Source organism: Pseudomonas cerasi, assembly GCF_027983475.1.
Taxonomy (GTDB): Bacteria; Pseudomonadota; Gammaproteobacteria; order Pseudomonadales; family Pseudomonadaceae; genus Aquipseudomonas; species Aquipseudomonas cerasi.
The window spans coordinates 80,964-99,171 of record NZ_JAQJVM010000004.1 but is presented as its reverse complement, the minus strand read 5'-3'; the positions used below and the strand labels follow the sequence as shown (position 1 = coordinate 99,171).

The window sequence follows — 18,208 nt, the reverse complement described above, 5'->3', positions numbered from 1 at the left end:
GGCAGTCAGGGAGGAAAAGCGGATGGAATTTGATCTGCGTGTGTCGCAACACAGCGACCTGGAATCGTTACAACGCCTGTCGGCGCGGGCGCGTCACCGGTACAAAAGCATTCCTTCCCTGGCGCATGTCGCCGAAAACCCTCCGCTGGGCGCAGACAGGTTCGAAGCCTGCCGGGTGGTGGTGGCTGCCAACAGGCGCAGCGGTGACATCATCGGTTTTACAGCCATGCGCTTGCTGGATGATTTCCTGTACCTGGACAACATCTCGGTCGAGCCTGGTGCATCCGGCAAGGGTGTCGGAAAAAGCCTGCTGGCGTCTGTCGAGGCGTACGCGCAGGTTTGCCAACTGCACGCGATAAGCCTGACGACATTTCGCGAGCCACGCTGGAACGGTCCATGGTTTCGGCAACATGGCTTCCACCCGATGCCGGCAGAGCGTATTGGCGATGGACTGAGAGGCGTCATGGACCGTCAGGCGCAGTCTTTCAACCCCGCGACACGCGAGACCTTGTGGCGTCTGCTGTAACCCGCACAGCAATGTGGGCAATCCGCCACCTTCGTTTTGTTGTTCAAGATTCGTACAGCCAGCCTTTGCCATATTCGCCTTGCCAGCCTGTTCTCTTGCCCCGGTGAGAGCTGCAGCGCTCCAGCCAAAATGTATCAAAACGGACATATTCCGGACACGCAACGACCACAGAATTCGCGCCAATCGCTGACGGACCGGCTCATAACCAGAAAATCTCAGGCACCTCCTTCAGACGAGCTAATACCTGCTGCCATGAATAACCTGAACCTGTCGACGCTAGGCCAGAACGAACAATCGCTGGACGTGATTTACGGTCCAATCCAACCTGAGCTGCTACGTGAGGAGGTGCTGGCCGATTTGCTGGAAGCCAGTGCCCGGCGCAACCCGCAGCAAGTGGCACTGATCTTCGGCGAGCATCAGATCAGTTATGGCGATCTGGACCGGCAGGCCGATCAGGTGGCGTCTGCGCTGATCGGTGCGGGTGTTCGGCCGGGGCACATTGTCGGTCTGTGGTTGCCGCGCGGCATTGAGCTGCTGGTCATGCAGGCCGGTATTGCCAAGGCGGGCGCCGCGTGGCTGCCTCTGGATCAGGACACGCCGGTAGAGCGTCTGCAGGTTTGCCTGGACGACGCCAGCGCAGTCGGGCTGGTGTCCTGCGATGCGTTGATGCCGGTGCTGGCCGATACCGGTTTGAAGGTGTGGACTGCCGAACACCTGCTGACGCCGACCGACGCAGCGTTGGTGCGTCGCAGTGGGGTGCTTCCCGACCATCCTGCCTATGTGATTTACACCTCCGGCTCCACGGGCAAGCCCAAGGGCATTCTGATTTCCCAGCGCAGCATCTGCCATTTTCTGCGCAGCGAGAACGCGATACTTGGCATTCGTGCCAGCGACCGGGTTTACCAGGGCTTTTCCGTGGCCTTCGACATGTCCTTCGAAGAAATCTGGATTGCCTATCTGGTGGGCGCGACGCTGTGGATAGGTCCGAAGGAAACCAGCGGTGACCCCGAAACCCTGCCGCGCTTGCTGAATGAGCAGCGCATCAGCGTCTTGCATGCGGTGCCCACTTTGCTGGCGCTGTTCAGCGAAGACGTTCCCGGCCTGCGCCTGATCAATCTGGGCGGCGAGATGTGCCCTGAATCGCTGGTCGATCGCTGGGCAACGCCGAACCGGCAGATGTTCAACACCTACGGCCCTACCGAAGCCACTGTATCGGCCAGCCTGGCGCGTCTGTCGCGTGGTCGCCCGGTGTCGATTGGCACACCGTTACCCAATTACGGGCTGTTGGTCATCGCCAATGACCCTGCGGTCGGGAGCACCCTGGCGCCCAGCCTGCTGCCGCGTGGCGAAGTCGGTGAGCTGTGCATTATTGGCCCTGGCCTGGCTGAGGGATATCTCGGCCGGGCGGACCTGACCCAGGAAAAATTCCTGCCGAACCCGTGGTCCACCGGCTATCACGATGCGCGCCTGTATCGAACCGGCGACCTTGCCCGGATCGACGACGAAGGGCAGGTGCAGTGCCTCGGGCGTGCCGACGATCAGGTAAAAATTCGCGGCTTTCGCGTCGAACTGGGCGAGATTGAATCTCTGTTGGCGCAACAGCCTGGCGTGGGCACCGTTGCTGTCCTGTTGCGTAACGAGGCGGGCGTTGATCAACTGATTGCCTATCTGGTGAGCGACACGTCGACGCCTTCCGCATTCACGAGTCAGTTGCGCAAAACCCTGCAGGCGCAGTTGCCGCCGTACATGGTGCCGGGACACTTCGAACTGCTCGACAGCATGCCGCGCCTCACGTCCGGCAAAATCGACCGCAAAACGCTCAAGGCCCGGCCGTTGACGGTGGATGCCAAGGCCGCCAGCGCAGAGTCCGATGTGGCGCAAACCGAAGGTGAGATCGCACTGTTTGCCGCGCTGAGCACACTGTTCCCCGGCATGCCGATCCGCCGCGATGCGGACTTTTTCACCGATCTGGGCGGGCATTCCTTCTTTGCCGCGCGTTTGGCCTCGGCGCTGCGGGCCACCCCGCGCTTCGCTCAAGTCACGGTGCGCGACATTTACCAGCATCGGCGTATCGGCGCGATTGCTGAAGTGCTGGATCAGGCGCCACAAGAGGTGGATGCGCCGGTGGACTGGACGCCTCCGTCAGCCTGGCGTCGCTGGCGCTGCGGCGTGGCCCAGGCGCTGGCATTGCCGATCATGGTCAGCCTGCGCATGACCCAGTGGCTCGCACCGTTCTTTACCTATCACCTGCTCACCGGCTCGCCCGACGACTCTGTCACATTGGCGACGCTGGCGTCGATCTCGGTATTCCTGATTGCTACCGTTCTGCAGTTTTTCATCGCGCTGGCAGCCAAGTGGCTGATCGTCGGCCGCCTGAAGCCTGGGATCTATCCGCTGTGGGGCGTTACCTATTTTCGCTGGTGGGCCGCAGACCGCATGGTCGAGTCGGCGCCGACTTACCTGCTGAGCGGCTCCTCACTTTATCCCCTGTGGCTGCGCGCACTGGGCGCGAAGATCGGGCAGGACGTGATTATTGGCGGCGCTACAGTACGGGCTCATGACCTGCTGGAAATCGGCGACGGGGTCAGCGTCGGCAACGGTGTCAGCTTCGAAAATGCGCGCGTCGAGCGGGGCCAGTTGCATCTGGGCCTTATCGCCTTGCAGGACAATGCCTGTGTCGGCTCTTACGTGATCATGGAAGGCAATACGGCTGTAGGCCCGTGGGGGCATCTGGAAGCCCAGTCAGCCATGCCCGATGGTCGGGAGGTTCCGGCTGGGCGCATCTGGCAAGGCTCGCCAGCGCGTGATGTCGGCGCGTTCGATACGCTCGGCCAACCTGCACGGCCTGTGACCAGCCCGGCGCGTTTGCGGGCAGAAAAGCTGTTCTTCGTGTTCGGCGTTCTGCTGGTCGCGACGCTGTTCTTCATCCCGGTCTTCCCGACCTTTTTCCTGATCGACTGGTTCGACACGCAGAACGTCTTGCCATGGTTCGAGGGCAGCGGACCATTGGGACAACTGGCGCGCTATTTCCTGCTCGCGTTCCCGGCCAGTGCGGTGCTGATTGTCGCGACTGTTCTGGCCTCTGCCGCATTGCGCTGGGTCGTCTTCCCACGCCTCAAGCCGGGCCGTTATGAGGTGCACAGCAATACCTACTGCGCCAAGTGGCTGATCAGCCAGATTCAGGAAGCGAGCCTCAACGTGCTGTCCGGCATCTACGCCACGGTGTATTCGCCCTTCTGGTATCGACTGCTGGGCGCGAAAGTAGGGCGCGACGCCGAGATTTCCAGCGCACAGGGCGTCATCCCGGACATGCTGACCCTGGGCGATGAAACCTTTATCGCGGATGCGGTGATGCTCGGTGATGAGCGTATCGACGGCGGCTGGATGACCATGCAACCCACGGTCGTGTCGCATCGCAGCTTTGTCGGCAACGGCGGGTACATCGCGGACGGCACGGTACTGCCGGAAAACGTCCTGATCGGCGTCCATTCCTGCGCGCCGCACAACAGCAAAATGGTCGACGGCGACACCTGGCTGGGCTCACCACCGATCCACCTGCCTGCCCGCGAGCAGGTGAGTGGCGCTCCCGAATCACTGACCTTCAAGCCTTCACCGCTGCGCCGCCTGGCCCGAGGACTGGTCGAAGGCGTGCGCATTGTCACCCCGCACGCGGTGGTGATCGCCGTTGGCTACACGGTCATGCTTGACCTGATGCCACTCGCCGACGACGAGCGCTGGGGCGCGGTGCTGGCCTACCTTGCAGTGATCGGCGTGGCGTACAGCGTGGGTAACTTTCTGCTGATCGCGGCCCTGAAATGGCTGGTGATGGGCCGCTATCGCAAACGCGCTGACCCGATGTGGACGCCCTTCGTATGGCTGTCGGAGGGCATCACCAGTCTGTACGAAGGCATGGCCGCACCGAACTTCATGCGCTACCTGCGCGGCACACCGTGGTTGCCACTGGCGTTCAATGTGCTCGGCTGCAGGATTGGTCGCGGGGTTTACATGGACACCACCGACATCACCGAATTCGACTGCGTCAGCATCGGCGCAGACAGCGAACTGAATGCCGGCGCCTGCCCGCAGACCCACCTGTTCGAAGACCGAATCATGAAGATTGATCACGTCAGCATCGGCGAGCGTGTGTACATGGGGCCACGCAGCGCCGTGCTGTATAGCGCTGTCGTCGGCAACGATGCGCACCTTGGCGCACTGACCCTGGTGATGAAGGGCGAGCATATCCCTGCCGCCAGCCGATGGGCCGGTTGCCCCGCGTCACCGGACAGGGCATGAAGTGCGGGGCGAGCTGGGTATTCGATGAAGATGGCCGGCTCGCCCCTCCAGAGTCCTTCCCTCGGCAGAATGTATTGCTGGTCAGCTGCGTCACTAGGCCAGGCTGTGCAAGAGATGAGGCCAGAAACCGCATTCGGGCTTGCGTGCGTATCGCCGTGGAGCAGTGGCTCGAATTGCCATCCGGGGCGATCACGTTCATCAGCGCCTCAGGTGTCGCGCCGCGATTGCTTATCGACGGGCTGTCGGAGCCCGGGTTTTCCATCAGCCACGAAGCCGGGTTCTCTCTTGCTGCCGTCAATCTCCACGGCGCAGTGGGCGTGGACTTGATGCAGGTTCAGGCGGTACCGGACTGGCATGCGGTCGCGCTGGATTATCTGGGGGCTGAGGTTGCCAGTGTGCTGTCAGGCATGCCCGAGTCGATGCGTGCGGTTGCCTTTGCCAAGGCATGGTGCAGGCGCGAAGCGTTTTTGAAGTTGCATGGATTGGCGCTCGATGAATGGACAGCACAGGGAGGGTTGCAGGGTGTGGGGGTTGAGGTTGAATTGGCGGAGGGGATGGTTGGAGTGGTGGCTTTGGGAGCGCTATGTGCTGATGCGTGCGTGCCGCTCTTCAAGCAAAAACATCAGTAAGATTTCCAGCAGGTCGTCGCTACACGCCACACGTATTAGTAACACCATCGATTTGACTGCTGGCTTCCGCATCCGGAAGCCATGCCTGGACAGCTCACGCGCTGGCTACAGTGCTTTTCGCTGCGCGCTGGCCTTTATTGGCCTTGCCTATGGTGCCCTCTCTGACGAGCTTAGGCTTTGCAGCAGCCTTGGCCGAGGCTACTTTTGCTGCTTGCCGCGGTTGCTTACTTGACCCGCTATCAACAGAATTCGTCGCAATTGGCTGCACGGTTAGCTCTACTCCAACGGCCTCCATCAGCTTTCTAATGGTGTCATAGCGAGTCTTCGCGCCGCCCTTAAGCGATTTATAAAGGCTTTCCCGATTAACCCCGGCATCTCGGGCAACCTTGTTCACTCCTTGCGCTTTCGCTACCTCGGACAAAGCCTTCATGAGTAATTCAGGATCTTTTGCCTTCATGCTTTCAGCAAGGTAAGCACTGATCGTTTCCGGATTGTCGAGAAAGCGGGAGGCTTCATAGCGGCTGGTACCGGATGTGTTGAGGTTGAGGATAGGCATCTCCTCTGGAGTTGATTTGATTTCAGTCATTTGATCTTACCCTCATGGCATCAAGAATCGCTTTCGCCTCCTTGATACCGCGTCTTTGGTCGGTTTTGTCACTACCCGAAAGCATAAGGTATTCGGCTTGACCCGAGCGTACGTAGTAAACACGATACCCTGGGCCTACAAAAACCCGCATTTAGCTTACGCCTTCGCCCACTGGTTCAGAGTCACCAAAGTTGCCTGCTTTGGCTCGATCCAAACGGACCAATACAGCAGCCTTGCCTTTTGCATCTTTCACACCGTCAAGCCAGTCATCGAACTGAGACGTGGTGCTTATGGTGTACTCGGTGGTATTCGTCATAGCTTTGAGTGTGGCCTATTGGCTACAGTTTGTCGAGTGGGCTGACATAAGGTCTTACTCAGCCATGATCTGGTTATAGCGCTTTTGATAGTCAGCATAGGGGAGTGCCTGCTCTTTGAGCAGATCAAGCTGTTGCTGCTGGTAAGCCTCTTTTGTCAGCGGCGATCTGCCGGCAACAGAGTTCGAACCTTTGGCTCCCTTCAGTCCGGCCGCGCCCTTTGGAAATAAATGATTAGTCATTTCGGTTATCTTTTTCTCGGCATCGATAAATTTATCGATTACGCGACCGCCACCCCAGCGTGAATCATACTCAGCCTGACCGACCTGCTGACCAAATTGATAAACGCGAATATCGGCGTAACTCATGTAGATCGCCATATCCCAGCTCCAGGTCCCGATATAAGTCGTTGTCAAAGGGCAACTGGATGGGCTGCTGCCCGGCGGGATTTGTCGTGTATGGAAGCCTTTCTCGGTCAGCAATCTTACGTAGGTTGTATTGAACCCCTCGCGCAGGCCATCGGCGGGAATCATGCAGATTTCCGGCGCCAGGTCCGAAGACAGCTCGACGGGAGTCACTGTTTGCTTGATGGTGCAACCAGACGCAAATACTGCTGATGCCAGAATCAGGGGGGTGTAAAGGGTGCGCATGGCGACCTCCTTGTCATGAGTTGGGCGGCGAAGGTATCACGGCTCGTGTGAGTTCACTCGTCCCGACTATGGAGAGGTCGATTTGCGCTTTTATTGACGGTTCGCCGCGGCCTTGAGTCTTTAAGGCTCTACCGAGCGTTGCGAGTGTTTGGCGAACTCATTGTGTCCGCCCCGACCGTATCACCAGCATCCCATGCACCTTCAAGGAAAGTCGGACCAGGAAGATGAATGCACGAATGTTCTAGACTCACCTCCTGACGTCAGCGATAACCAATCGCTTTCATCGATTCAGGTGTTTTATGCCTTCCACACACTGGATAGACCTCGCTCGCGACCTTGATACAGGCATCGAGACGCTGCACGCGCACTTTCAGGGGCATGCTTATGATCCCCATTGGCATGACAGCTATCTGGTGGGCGTTACCCGGCAAGGTGTGCAGCAGTTCAATTGCCGCCGTCAGCGCCATGCCAGCACGCCCGGGCAGGTGTTCACATTGGAGCCGGGGGAAATTCATGATGGCAATGCCCCGTGCGCCGAAGGGTTCACTTATCAGATGCTGTACCTGGACCCGCATTGGCTGAGCCGGGAGCTCAGTGGGTTGTTCGAGCAGGCTCCCGACCAGCATCTGCCTTCTTTCGCCAACACCCTGCAAACCGAATCACGGCTGGCTCACGCGGTCACGTTCGCTTTCACGGCGCTGCACCAAAATGAGCTACGCATCGTTCGTCAAAGCGCGTTGGATGAATTACTGGCGCAGCTCATTGATCGGGTGCAATGGCGACGCATGACCGATCCCGATCCGCGCTTGCCGCAAGTGGCCTTGCGGGCGAGGGATTATCTGCACGCGCATCTGCATCAGGACGTGGGCATGAACGAGTTGGCAGCTATTTGTGGCGTCGACCGCTTTCGCCTGACGCGGGCGTTCAAGGCCGCCTTCGGCCTGCCGCCTCATGCATATCTGGTACAGCTGCGCCTGGCCAAGGCTCGTCGAATGCTGGCAGCTGGAATCTGGCCCGCTCAGGTGGCCAGCGATCTGGGCTTCGCTGACCAAAGCCATCTGGGCCGCTGGTTCATGCGCGCCTACGGACTGAGCCCGGCGGCCTATCGCTTGCGCTGCTCAAACCTTCCAGACTGATCCTGTGGTATGTCGCAGCATGGGCTTTTTCAGCCCTGGATTGCCGATCATGCTGCCTTTCATACTGTTCGCCTTCGTCGCCTCGATCACCCCCGGCCCCACCAACATCCTGGTATTAAGCAACAGTGCCCGCTTCGGCTGGCGCGCCGTTGTACCGTTGATTCTGGGAGCCTGCACCGGCGCTGCACTGTTGGTGTTGCTCGTCGGCATGGGTATCGGCCACTCACTGCTCGCGATCCCCAATGCTCAGCGCGTCATGGCATGGGTCGGCGTGCTGTGGCTGACCTGGCTGGCCTGGAAGATAGGTGCCAGCCCGACCGACTCAATCGAGCGGCAAAACAGCCTGCCGATGGGCTTTATCGGTGGCGCAGCACTGCAAGTAGTAAATCCCAAGACCTGGGTCATGGCGCTGGCGGTGGTCAGTGTATTCAGCCAGCGCAACCCGGTGTCTTACCTGGCGCTGGTGTTCTTTCTGATTTCCTTGCCCTGCCTCGGCAGCTGGGCGCTGATGGGCGCAGGCTCGACCCGCTGGCTCACATCGCCTTGGCGAGTGCAGTGGATGAATCGATTGCTGGCGGTTTTGTTGCTGCTGGCGGCGTGGATCGGTTTTATGGACAGTGTCTGAACGTGTGCGGCATGGGTTGGCAGCAGGTACGCGAGGAGTCTGCTTCATTTCAAATCAAAGGCTGCTCTTGTCGAGCAACTCGACTATTTGCTTGTGACGTGAGTTTTGCTCTTCAACTTGCTGGTTTGCTCTGCGGTCGTCATCTCTTTTCACCGCAGAGCTTATATGGCGTCAGATTATTTCGGAGCTTGCGCGCCGCTGGTCCTGGACAGCTCAGCAGGTCGTGTTGCCGCATTGAAGAAGGCCAAGTGATAGGGCAGGCCGACGAACACCGCGCCGCCCACCGCGTTGCCCAAAAATACCGGGACGAAATTGTCGCCGAACTGCGCCCAGCTCAAGGCGCCGGCAAAGATCGCTGCAGGAATGACGAACATGTTGGCGACGATGTGCTGAAAGCCGATCGCGACGAATGCCATCACCGGAAACCACATGCCGACTACTTTACCGATCACGTCCTTGCTCGCGTAGCTGAGCCACACCGCCAGGCACACCAGCCAATTGCAGCCAATGCCGGAGATGAACGCCTGTTCAAAGCTGGCCCCCACCTTGGCATTGGCGATGGCCACGGTCTTGGCCATGAAGGCGCCTTCAGTCAGCCCCACCACATGGCCGAAACAATAGGCGACGAACAGCGCGCCGATCAGGTTGGCCAGCGTCACCAGTACCCAGTTGCGCACCAACTGACCCAGACCGATACGCCCGGCGAACAGCGCCATGGGCAGGCTCATCATGTTGCCGGTCAGCAACTCGCCACCGGCCAGCACCACCAGAATCAGCCCGACCGGAAACACCACAGCGCCCAGCAGATTGCCCAGCGACGCCCACTCGTGAGGGATCATGGTGCTGACATGAATGTCGAGAAGAAACCCGAGGGCAATGAAAGCCCCTGCCAGAAAGCCCAGGATCATCAACGACGGCAGGCTCAGGTGGGCCTTCTTGACGCCGCTTTCGACGGCAATTTCAGCGATTTGCTGCGGGGTGTTCAAAGACATGGTGGGCTCGTGCGTGGTCGTGGGCTGAGCGGGGGGATTAAAAGCTCAAGCGGTGCGCGCATCTGTCGCACCGGGAAACAACGTTACGGAATGTTTCGGGAGATGGCTAATCGGATGTTTTGATCGGGTGATTGAGAGGGTCGATGACTGGGGAGGATACTGTGGGGGGAGTGGGCTTATAGTGGTTTGGTCGGCATGTTTGTAGTGGGTCAACTAAACCCGATCACTGAGTTGTCAGCGACCGAGCCATCTTGGAAACGCTGACTCAAGCGCTCAAGCGAGCGGATTCTGACGCAACGGTAGGCAACGGAGCAAGGCGCCAAGGCTTCTGTAAGACGTTTACTCGTTTCGCAACACGATCCTGTTTTTTACTTCATCCGGCTTGGTATTGGCCGGCATCACCCCATAACTATCCCTGTCTCCATAAACCGCAAGGACAGACCATGACCAACCCAACCGAAACCGCCATCCTTGCCGGCGGCTGCTTCTGGGGCATGCAAGATTTGTTGCGACGCTACCCCGGCGTGCTGCACACGCGAGTCGGCTACACCGGTGGTGACGTACCGAACGCCACCTACCGCAACCACGGCAATCATGCCGAAGCGATTGAGATCGTGTTTGACCCGGCGGTAATCAGCTATCGGCAGATTCTTGAGTTCTTTTTCCAGATCCATGACCCGAGCACGCCTAACCGGCAGGGCAATGATCTTGGACCAAGCTATCGTTCGGCGATTTACTACCTGAGCGAACAGCAAAGGGATATTGCCGAAGATACCGCGGCTGACGTGGACGCCTCCAAGCTGTGGCCGGGGCGTGTGGTCACGCAAATCGAGCCCGCCAGCGAGTTCTGGGAAGCGGAGCCGGAGCATCAGGATTATCTGGAACGGATACCGAACGGTTATACCTGCCACTTTATCCGGCCAAACTGGAAGTTGCCCAAGCGGGCTTGAACCTGAATCGCACCGGGAAAGGCCGCGATAGGGGGAGAGCGCAAAAGCTGGCCTGCCCCTGTCATGCAGGCAGCTGTAGTGGTAATCAGGCACTTCTACTTGGCGATATTCTCACCCGAATGAGTGTCTGGAATCGCTAGACCACTACAGGACTGTGTCTGAGAGGACCTCATCAGGAACACAAAAGCCGCGCAGTGCGCGGCTTTGGATGTGCTGGGCCCACACGGACTCGAACCGTGGACCAAAGGATTATGAGTTGCTGGGCGACGTGCTATGCCTAGAGAAATCGTTCGTAGGTGAACGTAGGTTGGCATAGCTGTAGGCCCCGGTTTTACTGGTGTTTAGCGTAGTTTAGAGAAAGTGTCTCAAGCTAAGTACTGTACTGTGGTTGTACTGATTTTTCAGCGTATCTCGCAGGGAGGGCGTGTCTCCCTCCCCGCACTCCACCCTAGTGAACACAGGGCTACGATGAGTTACCTGCCAAACTTCAGTCGTCTGCGGCCTCGGCATAGTGTTTTCCGCCAGGAACGTCTGACGCAGCATCTACAAGCATCCTGCGTATCCTCCTGGTATTACCTAACTTGGCGTAGCTTTGAGGGGGCCACCGAAATCGAACGTAAGCATTTGCTATTGCTACACGGAAACGCAGAGCCGCGTCCCACCTACGAATCCAACCGACGTCTGGCAGCAGGTCTTCAAGGAGATCTCGCGCGGAGTCGGACAACCTTGATGCGAGTAACTGTTCATGTATGACATCGAACAGCTTTTCGACTAGGAGTATTCCGCTGCTATCTCCAGATGAGATTGCGATCCCAACTAGGAAGCTATACAAAGTGTCCGCTTGCTCTGTGGGGAGATCATTTGAAGCTTTGCTGAAAATTGGGGCCCATAACGCTGGACCTGCTGCAACGACACTTGGCGTCAGCCAGCCTAATACTTCCGCCATTGCGTAAAGCTGGCTCATACGGGACACGAAGCGCAAAACCTCGGGCTGTAATAATACAGCGGGATTTTGCCTAAGCTTTTGCCACCAAACGTCTGCGACATGTGTGCTTGCACCACCCGCCGCTAATACGATTTGCCCGGCCATTAGGATGGGAAAATGCTCGAACGCCACCTCGGCTAAGGTGCGGTCGTTTCTGATAAGCAATTTCGCCAACAGCGCGTCAACTCCGGGAAGCTTCTCAGGGATCAGCGGCAGAAGTTCAATCACCGCAGGGCTTTCCAGATCAAGAAACCAATCTGCAAGCAAAAGCCCCGGGTTTTCCCGCACGATCCGTTTGCGAGTTTGGGAGGATGCTTGTGTGAGTAGCCAAGTCAGCGATTCCTGAGTTCCTCGGGTTAGAAGGTCAAACACCGATTGACCTATAGGATCAACTGCGTCCACAGTGATCTCTATTATGGAAAGCATCTCCTTACGCCTCTCTGGCCACAGATCAATAAGTTTTGATATGCCGGAGCGTGTTGGCATTGGGAAAACAGCGCGTCCTGCTCCCGATAGTACGAGTTGTAGCAATTGCGGTTGGGCCACGGGGACCAGATTGCCATCCACGAGATCTTGCTTCAGGTGCTGTGCGTCATCTAAAGTCGAAAATGATGTGGTTACAATCTCAATCAAACGTTCGCCTGAATCATGCGTCCCTTCGGTGTCGATGGCCTTGATTTCTGCCAGCGGGAGAAATGAACCGCGCTGGCGTCTGACATCGCGCCCATAGCGCCATAGGAAAGGTCTCAGCGTACCTGCTGTTCCCTCTTGAACATCAAGTGCAGCAGATTCGAGCCAAGGCAAATCCTTCACGCCATCACGTGATGGCGTTGTAATGGTTTGAGCCAGTTCTACTGTGATGTCAAAGCGCGTGTAGCCTGTAGAGCGCGGTGCTCTTGAAGCCGCAGTCTGGAAGCGAAGGTTGCGTCTTAGTCTCGGCCATTGTTGGGACCAGACAGCAAAAAGCGGAGCGTCCAATTGGCCAGGTGACTCAACCTCTATCGACGGAGAGCCTCCAGTGTAGAGAGACAGAAGGAGTCGCTTGAGTATTGCGATGTCGACAGACTTAGGAGATTGCACCAATTGGCTTACGTCGTGCGTCAGTGGCTCACGATAACGCTCTTTATCGACCAGCCCTTTGGGGCGGATCGCGAAGGCTTGTAATACTGACAAATCCTCAATCGATTCGAAGAGCGCGGGTTCAAGAAGAAGGGCATGCGTCCATACACATCCTGGCCGAGACATTTCGGGGGCAGGCCATGTACGCATCAAAACATACCGGCTGATGCCAGGTACTGGAAGACCAGTCCAGTAGCCCTCTGACTGATTGAAAATAGTCCCAGGCGCCAAATCGCTAAGCTCGGTAAGAAATGAAGTCTCGGTACCTAAAGGGAGCGATGATGCGAGTAGCCTATGCCCGTCATCATAACCAAATAAACACTGATCGAATTTCATTCTTCCGCCGACATCAGCCAGACAAGGGGGGCTGTTAAGTCGTGACCTTCGCCATCATGCCTAACGATCTGAACTCGCCGACTCGGCACGATCTTCGTGGCATCGTCAACCGCAACGTCGTCATCAAGGCGAACACCCTGTGCCGAGATGCCATAAACCTGGTAAGTGAATGACATACCGTTGGTGCGAAGAAATTGGTCAACAAGGGGCATGTTTTTAGCCAGCCACTGTTCAGGGCTATGGCCCTGATCTCGAACGAGATCCCATGCTGAAATCATAAAAGCAAGTTTGCGGGAGCGGTGGGTAAATGGGGGACGCAAGAGGTCGCTAAGCAATTGAACTACTCGGACCTGCGCAGGCAGAAATTTTGGTTCCCACTCAGGCACTTTGACAGGGGTACCTACCTCCCCCAATTCTTGAGGCAACTCTAGCCCAGAAATATTCCCGGCAGCGTCTTTTGGCAACCGTGCGTTAAGATCGATGATTGATAGTCCGTCCTCTTTCACATCGGCGTTGATGAAAAAAAGAATTCCGTCCTCGGCATCGGCCTGTTCGACAAACTCACGTCGACAACGTCGTTCCTCAACCTGAAGGTCAAATATTTCTCCGGCCAAGTCTGGGAAGAGCGCCGTGCCCCGAGCTCCTGTTACACGATCATGTAGATAGATCGTCACATCCGTATCGCCAGTTTGCGATGTGCGAGGGACCTTTTTAAAGTTACGCCACGCATCGGCAATATTATTAAGGTAGGTAAAATCTCCCCGGAAATGGTCCATTACAAGACGACATTCGGTCTCTCCTGACTCCACTAAATGCCATAGCGCAGCCAAAAAAGTAGTTTTGCCGGACGCAGGTAATCCCATGATTACGAAACTAGCGTTCATGAGTGGCTCCCTCTCAACAAAAGTCGATCAAACTCGCTCACTAATGCGGGGAGTTTCGGCTCATCCAGATAAGATTTGTGGGGTGGCAAAATCCAGCTCCTTAAAAGCCTATCCATCCCGCTGGCAGGGGCCACATTTCCATAGGGATCACGTGCAGCTGTGCGAAATGTCGTTAATAGGAACCTACCTTCTAGCAGTGCGGTAAGATTAGCCTCAAAGGTAGCCAAAGCTTCCAGTGCATCAGCAGCTGCATCGCCCTTAAGCAAGTCAAACTTGGTAGTAACAAGTTGGATCTGTGTTTGAGGATCAATGCCGCCAGACTCCACCAAGGCTCGAGTAATTGTGCGAACGGAAGCGAAAACGCCCGCGCGCATTCGTGGTTGAGCCACTCGTTCTCCATCTAAGATAAGAACAATCGTGGAGGCTTTCCGAATTTCTATCAGGTTAGCGGCAAGCTCGGGTCTGTCGCGCACGTCTCTATAACTCTCCCCCGCACGCTCGGAAATCAAGAGGTCTGTACGTTCTAGGCTGGTCTCATCTGAAACTGCAATATGAAAGAAAGTCAGTCCATCCTGCGCTGATGTACGTGGGGTATCTGGGTTGTCTGCCCCATATTCTGCACGCGACTGAAAGCTTTTCCTTTCGAAACCTTGAAGGCTTAAGCTGTGGGAAAAAAGCGTCTCTGCAAAAGGTCCTCGTAAAAACTGCTCGTACAACTGAGCGACCAGAGTTGTCTTGCCACCGTTTCGCTCGCCAACAATGGTGACAATCGAGGCTTTTCGCCACCGCAGTAGCATGTCAGCATCATCCAGCGACAACATTGAGGATGCTGGCAACGGCTCCCAATGCTTATCCGAATTCGCTGCCTGCTCGGTCTCCGATTGTTCGAAGACGTCAATGTCGACGTCCAACTCTTCATGCTCGTCTGTCACAGCAGTCGACCCAACAAGTTTTCGCGATAGAGCTGGTTCGCAAGCGCCATTGGCTCACTCGCGAAGGAAGCATCTAGGCCGGTTTGGCTTGAGAAGCGCACGTGCCATCCCCCAACACCCATAGTTTTGGCAAGATTAATTGCCGTGGTAACCGGAGCGAGTCTGGGCGGCAACGTTGTCGAAAGGGTTTCAAGACGCTCAAGATCTTCAGGAGTAAAATTGTCGATAACCTTGGAAAGCTCGATCGCTTGGCCCCCCTTCGTTTTCTTGGACAAGGCGATTATTCGTTCGAGCATCGCTGGGGCGGCAACTGGACCGAGGTGCGAGACCGTAGTTAAGGTTCCAAGATCGACAGCGCCAACAACAGCGGCGTGAGAGGGGCTGAGCACGCTGAAGCTGCGTTCTAATGATTTGCTATGGCCACTGAATAACCACCATAGCATCTGACTTTCTTCGCGTAGAAGATCAAGCTCTCGGTCGAGCGCTTTTAGAGCGCTTGTTGACTGAGTTGCTACCGTAGTGGCTGACGCTCGCGATTCTGCTCTTATCTTTTCGAGCCCGGCCAGCAACTCTGCCCAATCACCGTCTTCAATGGCCGAAATTTCCTCTTTCAGCTTTGCCGTATACGTCGACGTGACTGTCGTCTGTACAGTCTCAGGCTCGCGATTTGACACTGAAAACTTTCCGAGCGCTTCCTTAGCATCGCGAAGTAGCCATTCAGCCTCGGTAGCCGGTCGGTGTCCCATAACGCTGCCGGTAATGATCGCTAAAATCGCGTCGGGGCGAGCGTTCGCGACGAGTTGCTCCAAGATCAACGCCGCGAGCACTTTCGTTTCACGCTCGTTATTAACAAGACTGAAACTTGCGTCCTCCTTCGCAAACTCGTCCCTGAACCAACTCAAATCTACATCAGGGCAACCATAGTAAGCGGCTACAAGATCCAGTGTGCCTGCTTCCAAGACACTTGAAACGATGCGAATGGCCGATTCCTGTCTTGAGGTGATTATCTGAGCGCTGGGCGACAGCGCTGACTGTGCGTATCGATCTGCAAACGTAATTTTAGCCATTACCGCTCCATTCATTCTTGCTCTGCGGCCGCAACGGCCTGTGCAAAATCTTTGAGCTTCCCGCGCTCATGTGCGCGGATAAATACTCGCCGAAAACGTTCGTGATCGGGCTGCCCCATGTCCTCATCTTCGAGTAACTCTAACCGGCCTGCAATTTCTGATTTTTTGCTGAATGAGAGTCGATAGAAACGCAGTCCTAAATCTCGGATGGTATTCATAGCCAGACCTTCCTCGATTAGCATCGTCGCAGCGCCAACGCCTGAGATTGGCACTTTAGTCGGTGGAACCAGTGCCGAGGTTACCTGGGGAGGATGCCATGGCTCCAAGTCGACGAAGTGCTCGAATACCGAGGCCCCCTTGTCCATTTTTGCTTGGAAGCCTCCAGGTGCTGTCTGCCAGACTCTGACGTGGGCTTTGAGATGAAGCTTGCGCGCTTCAGGCTCACCGACTACCGACAACTCCACAAAGTTATATCCGGGTTCCCAGCCAGCTTCTCTCCGGTCAGGGTGAGCCGCGCTGGCGGTCAGGCGCATGAAGTCCCGGTTCATCTCGATCCTGTTCGTATGGATATGACCAAAAATCTGTACAGGCGCGACGTCGTTGAGATGGTCCGCGAGTTCGGCACCTTGTCGCAGCCACGAAAGGTGATGGTGCGCAACCACTAGGTTCACAACCCCAGCTTCGCGTGTAATCTGCAAGCTTGCGCGGTCGATAAATAGTTCGCCAGCCCGATCATGACCACTAGATATCACGGCAGTATTCAACCCCCACAGCCTAAGGACTGAGCCATCATTGAGTGGCAGATCGCGTGTTGCGCGAGTCCGTTCCGGGGGAAGCAGATCGCAGAGAAACTGAAATGCAAACTGATTGAAGTTGTCCAGGCTCTGATAGAGCAGACGGCTGACCGCAGGGTTGCTCAAGTACTTAGCGATCTCTGCGGTTGGGTCTTTAGCCCTTTTTATTTGCCCATGGATCAGTTGCACAAGGTCTTGGTCTGCCAACTCACGCACAACGTCGTGATTACCTGGGACCACAAAGACTGATTGCATCGAGCAGCCGCAAGCTGCACAGAGTTTTCTAAGCCATTCCGTCGCGAATTCGAACTCATCTTGGTCGCCAGCAAACGCGATATCTCCCGAGATGATGATGGCGTCAGGCGCACCTAAGAGCTTGCTTTGGCGGACCACGTCATGAACCATTTCAGATCGCAGATGAAAATTTGGATCTTGTGCTGTGCTGATCTCAGATTTGCGGAAATGGATGTCCGAGAAATGAAGTATGAGCAAGGGCCACTCCTTTGGTTAGTGTCCATCCTAATGGAACTCGGTGACGACCGGAACTGACGGGTGGGTACGTCAGCGATATGCAATGATGCACCGACCCACCGTGCGTCATCAATTAGATTCACAGGTGGGTTTGGGTCGACAGCCTCTGCTCGCCGCAGGCCATAGTGGATCAAAACCTGCAGTCGGTCCGTCTAGGGCGGCGGGTGGCATTAGTCATATCCACTTCAGCGAGCCAGAATGATTCCAGCAGATGCGATGTTCATTCGATATCCCAACGCTCAAGGCTTGCTCGAATGGCTTGGCTGACGACTCCAGTGTGCTTTCGGATAAGCTCGCTCAGCGCCTCGATCCTCTCGAGAGTGACTGGCTCATATTCGCCCTCATTCAACCGACGGGCAACCTGGTTGAGGTTCCTTCCTAGAGCCAAAAGCTGATAGTTCGACTCACCTAGTGCGTCGATCTCGCTCATGCCGAATTGCGGTTCGTGAGTTAAGCCCACTCGGATGGCGTCGACAATCCACCGCCGCATAGAGCACCGCTCTGTTCGACTACGCTCTTTGATCGCTGCTTTTTCTGAGGCAGTCAGCAGGATTTCAAAGCGTTGCTTGGGCTCGCTAGTCGGAGTCTCTGCAATTTGCTGATAAGTCCTCGGCTCAGAGGTTGCTGCATGCGCCAGTTGCTGCTCAATAGCCGCTTTGATTGCTGTCCCGGAGACTTGCCTAAAGCAAGGCAATAATCCGTCCAGCTGGCTTTAAGCTCTGCTCCTAGGTGGATGTTCATGGAACGGCTCGGCTTCTCCACAAATACTCCCAGTCAACGATAAATAGTTTAGCAAGGTCATACTTTGCTACGAGTGTGCGCACACATTACCGGCGATTAGCCTATCCTGCACTAGTAT

15 protein-coding genes, 1 tRNA gene and 1 pseudogene are annotated in these 18,208 nt (G+C 56.5%); 6 read left to right on the top strand and 11 right to left on the bottom strand.

Annotated features, from left to right (window positions below):
- The first annotated feature begins 22 nt into the window (after positions 1-22).
- The 3 genes from PI739_RS22185 (at position 23) to PI739_RS22175 (ending at position 5,448) form a co-directional block, all read left to right on the top strand.
- Positions 23-526 carry a GNAT family N-acetyltransferase gene (locus tag PI739_RS22185; protein WP_054081704.1) on the top strand — a complete coding sequence of 168 codons (504 nt, stop codon included), beginning with the start codon at positions 23-25 and terminating at the stop codon, positions 524-526.
- 252 nt (positions 527-778) lie between these two features.
- Positions 779-4,819, top strand: a complete 4,041-nt coding sequence (locus PI739_RS22180) for a Pls/PosA family non-ribosomal peptide synthetase (protein WP_054081703.1) — start codon at positions 779-781, stop codon at positions 4,817-4,819.
- Positions 4,816-5,448, top strand: a complete 633-nt coding sequence (locus PI739_RS22175; protein ID WP_054081790.1) for a 4'-phosphopantetheinyl transferase family protein — start codon at positions 4,816-4,818, stop codon at positions 5,446-5,448. Before PI739_RS22180 ends, PI739_RS22175 begins: the two co-directional genes overlap by 4 nt.
- A gap of 94 nt (positions 5,449-5,542) precedes the next feature.
- On the opposite strand, the gene PI739_RS22170 is transcribed toward PI739_RS22175, so the two are convergent.
- From PI739_RS22170 to PI739_RS22160, 3 genes and pseudogenes are all read right to left on the bottom strand, one after another.
- Complete coding sequence (locus PI739_RS22170) at positions 5,543-6,034, bottom strand: addiction module antidote protein (RefSeq protein ID WP_054081702.1); 492 nt, start codon at positions 6,032-6,034, stop codon at positions 5,543-5,545.
- Positions 6,027-6,350 (bottom strand): annotated as a pseudogene (locus PI739_RS22165) (type II toxin-antitoxin system RelE/ParE family toxin). Before PI739_RS22165 ends, PI739_RS22170 begins: the two are co-directional and overlap by 8 nt.
- A gap of 54 nt (positions 6,351-6,404) precedes the next feature.
- Positions 6,405-6,998, bottom strand: coding sequence for an Sbal_3080 family lipoprotein (locus tag PI739_RS22160; protein WP_054081701.1), 594 nt, complete (start codon positions 6,996-6,998; stop codon positions 6,405-6,407).
- A 299-nt stretch (positions 6,999-7,297) separates the two neighbouring features.
- On the opposite strand from PI739_RS22160, the gene PI739_RS22155 reads away from it, so the two are divergent.
- Together PI739_RS22155 and PI739_RS22150 are read left to right on the top strand one after the other, a co-directional pair.
- Positions 7,298-8,134 carry an AraC family transcriptional regulator gene (locus PI739_RS22155; RefSeq protein ID WP_054081700.1) on the top strand — a complete coding sequence of 279 codons (837 nt, stop codon included), beginning with the start codon at positions 7,298-7,300 and terminating at the stop codon, positions 8,132-8,134.
- A gap of 49 nt (positions 8,135-8,183) precedes the next feature.
- The gene (locus tag PI739_RS22150; RefSeq protein ID WP_054081699.1) at positions 8,184-8,759 is read left to right on the top strand and encodes a LysE family translocator; all 576 of its coding nucleotides are present in this window, start codon (positions 8,184-8,186) and stop codon (positions 8,757-8,759) included.
- 176 nt (positions 8,760-8,935) lie between these two features.
- On the opposite strand, the gene PI739_RS22145 is transcribed toward PI739_RS22150, so the two are convergent.
- On the bottom strand, positions 8,936-9,751 hold the full coding sequence (locus tag PI739_RS22145) for a formate/nitrite transporter family protein (protein WP_271352186.1): 816 nt from the start codon (positions 9,749-9,751) through the stop codon (positions 8,936-8,938).
- 443 nt (positions 9,752-10,194) lie between these two features.
- On the opposite strand from PI739_RS22145, the gene msrA reads away from it, so the two are divergent.
- Positions 10,195-10,701 carry a peptide-methionine (S)-S-oxide reductase MsrA gene (gene msrA / locus PI739_RS22140; RefSeq protein ID WP_003372371.1) on the top strand — a complete coding sequence of 169 codons (507 nt, stop codon included), beginning with the start codon at positions 10,195-10,197 and terminating at the stop codon, positions 10,699-10,701.
- A gap of 214 nt (positions 10,702-10,915) precedes the next feature.
- Here msrA and PI739_RS22135 read toward each other — a convergent pair.
- The 7 genes from PI739_RS22135 to PI739_RS22105 all read right to left on the bottom strand — a co-directional run bounded on the left by PI739_RS22135 (position 10,916) and on the right by PI739_RS22105 (position 17,779).
- Positions 10,916-11,027 (bottom strand) — tRNA-OTHER (locus PI739_RS22135).
- 161 nt (positions 11,028-11,188) lie between these two features.
- The gene (locus PI739_RS22130; RefSeq protein ID WP_080377390.1) at positions 11,189-13,141 is read right to left on the bottom strand and encodes a GAP1-N1 domain-containing protein; all 1,953 of its coding nucleotides are present in this window, start codon (positions 13,139-13,141) and stop codon (positions 11,189-11,191) included.
- Entirely contained in the window at positions 13,138-14,025 is an 888-nt protein-coding gene (locus PI739_RS22125; protein WP_011103174.1) for a TRAFAC clade GTPase domain-containing protein, read from the bottom strand. Before PI739_RS22125 ends, PI739_RS22130 begins: the two co-directional genes overlap by 4 nt.
- The gene (locus PI739_RS22120) at positions 14,022-14,957 is read right to left on the bottom strand and encodes a TRAFAC clade GTPase domain-containing protein (RefSeq protein ID WP_230081999.1); all 936 of its coding nucleotides are present in this window, start codon (positions 14,955-14,957) and stop codon (positions 14,022-14,024) included. Before PI739_RS22120 ends, PI739_RS22125 begins: the two co-directional genes overlap by 4 nt.
- Positions 14,954-16,024 carry a GTPase-associated system all-helical protein GASH gene (locus PI739_RS22115; RefSeq protein WP_054081696.1) on the bottom strand — a complete coding sequence of 357 codons (1,071 nt, stop codon included), beginning with the start codon at positions 16,022-16,024 and terminating at the stop codon, positions 14,954-14,956. The genes PI739_RS22120 and PI739_RS22115 overlap by 4 nt, the downstream gene beginning before the upstream one ends.
- Positions 16,025-16,035: 11 nt before the next feature.
- A complete protein-coding gene (locus tag PI739_RS22110; RefSeq protein ID WP_080377389.1) occupies positions 16,036-17,310 on the bottom strand; it encodes a metallophosphoesterase in 1,275 nt (424 codons plus the stop codon).
- A gap of 259 nt (positions 17,311-17,569) precedes the next feature.
- Complete coding sequence (locus tag PI739_RS22105) at positions 17,570-17,779, bottom strand: hypothetical protein (RefSeq protein WP_230081998.1); 210 nt, start codon at positions 17,777-17,779, stop codon at positions 17,570-17,572.
- Positions 17,780-18,208: the final 429 nt, after the last annotated feature.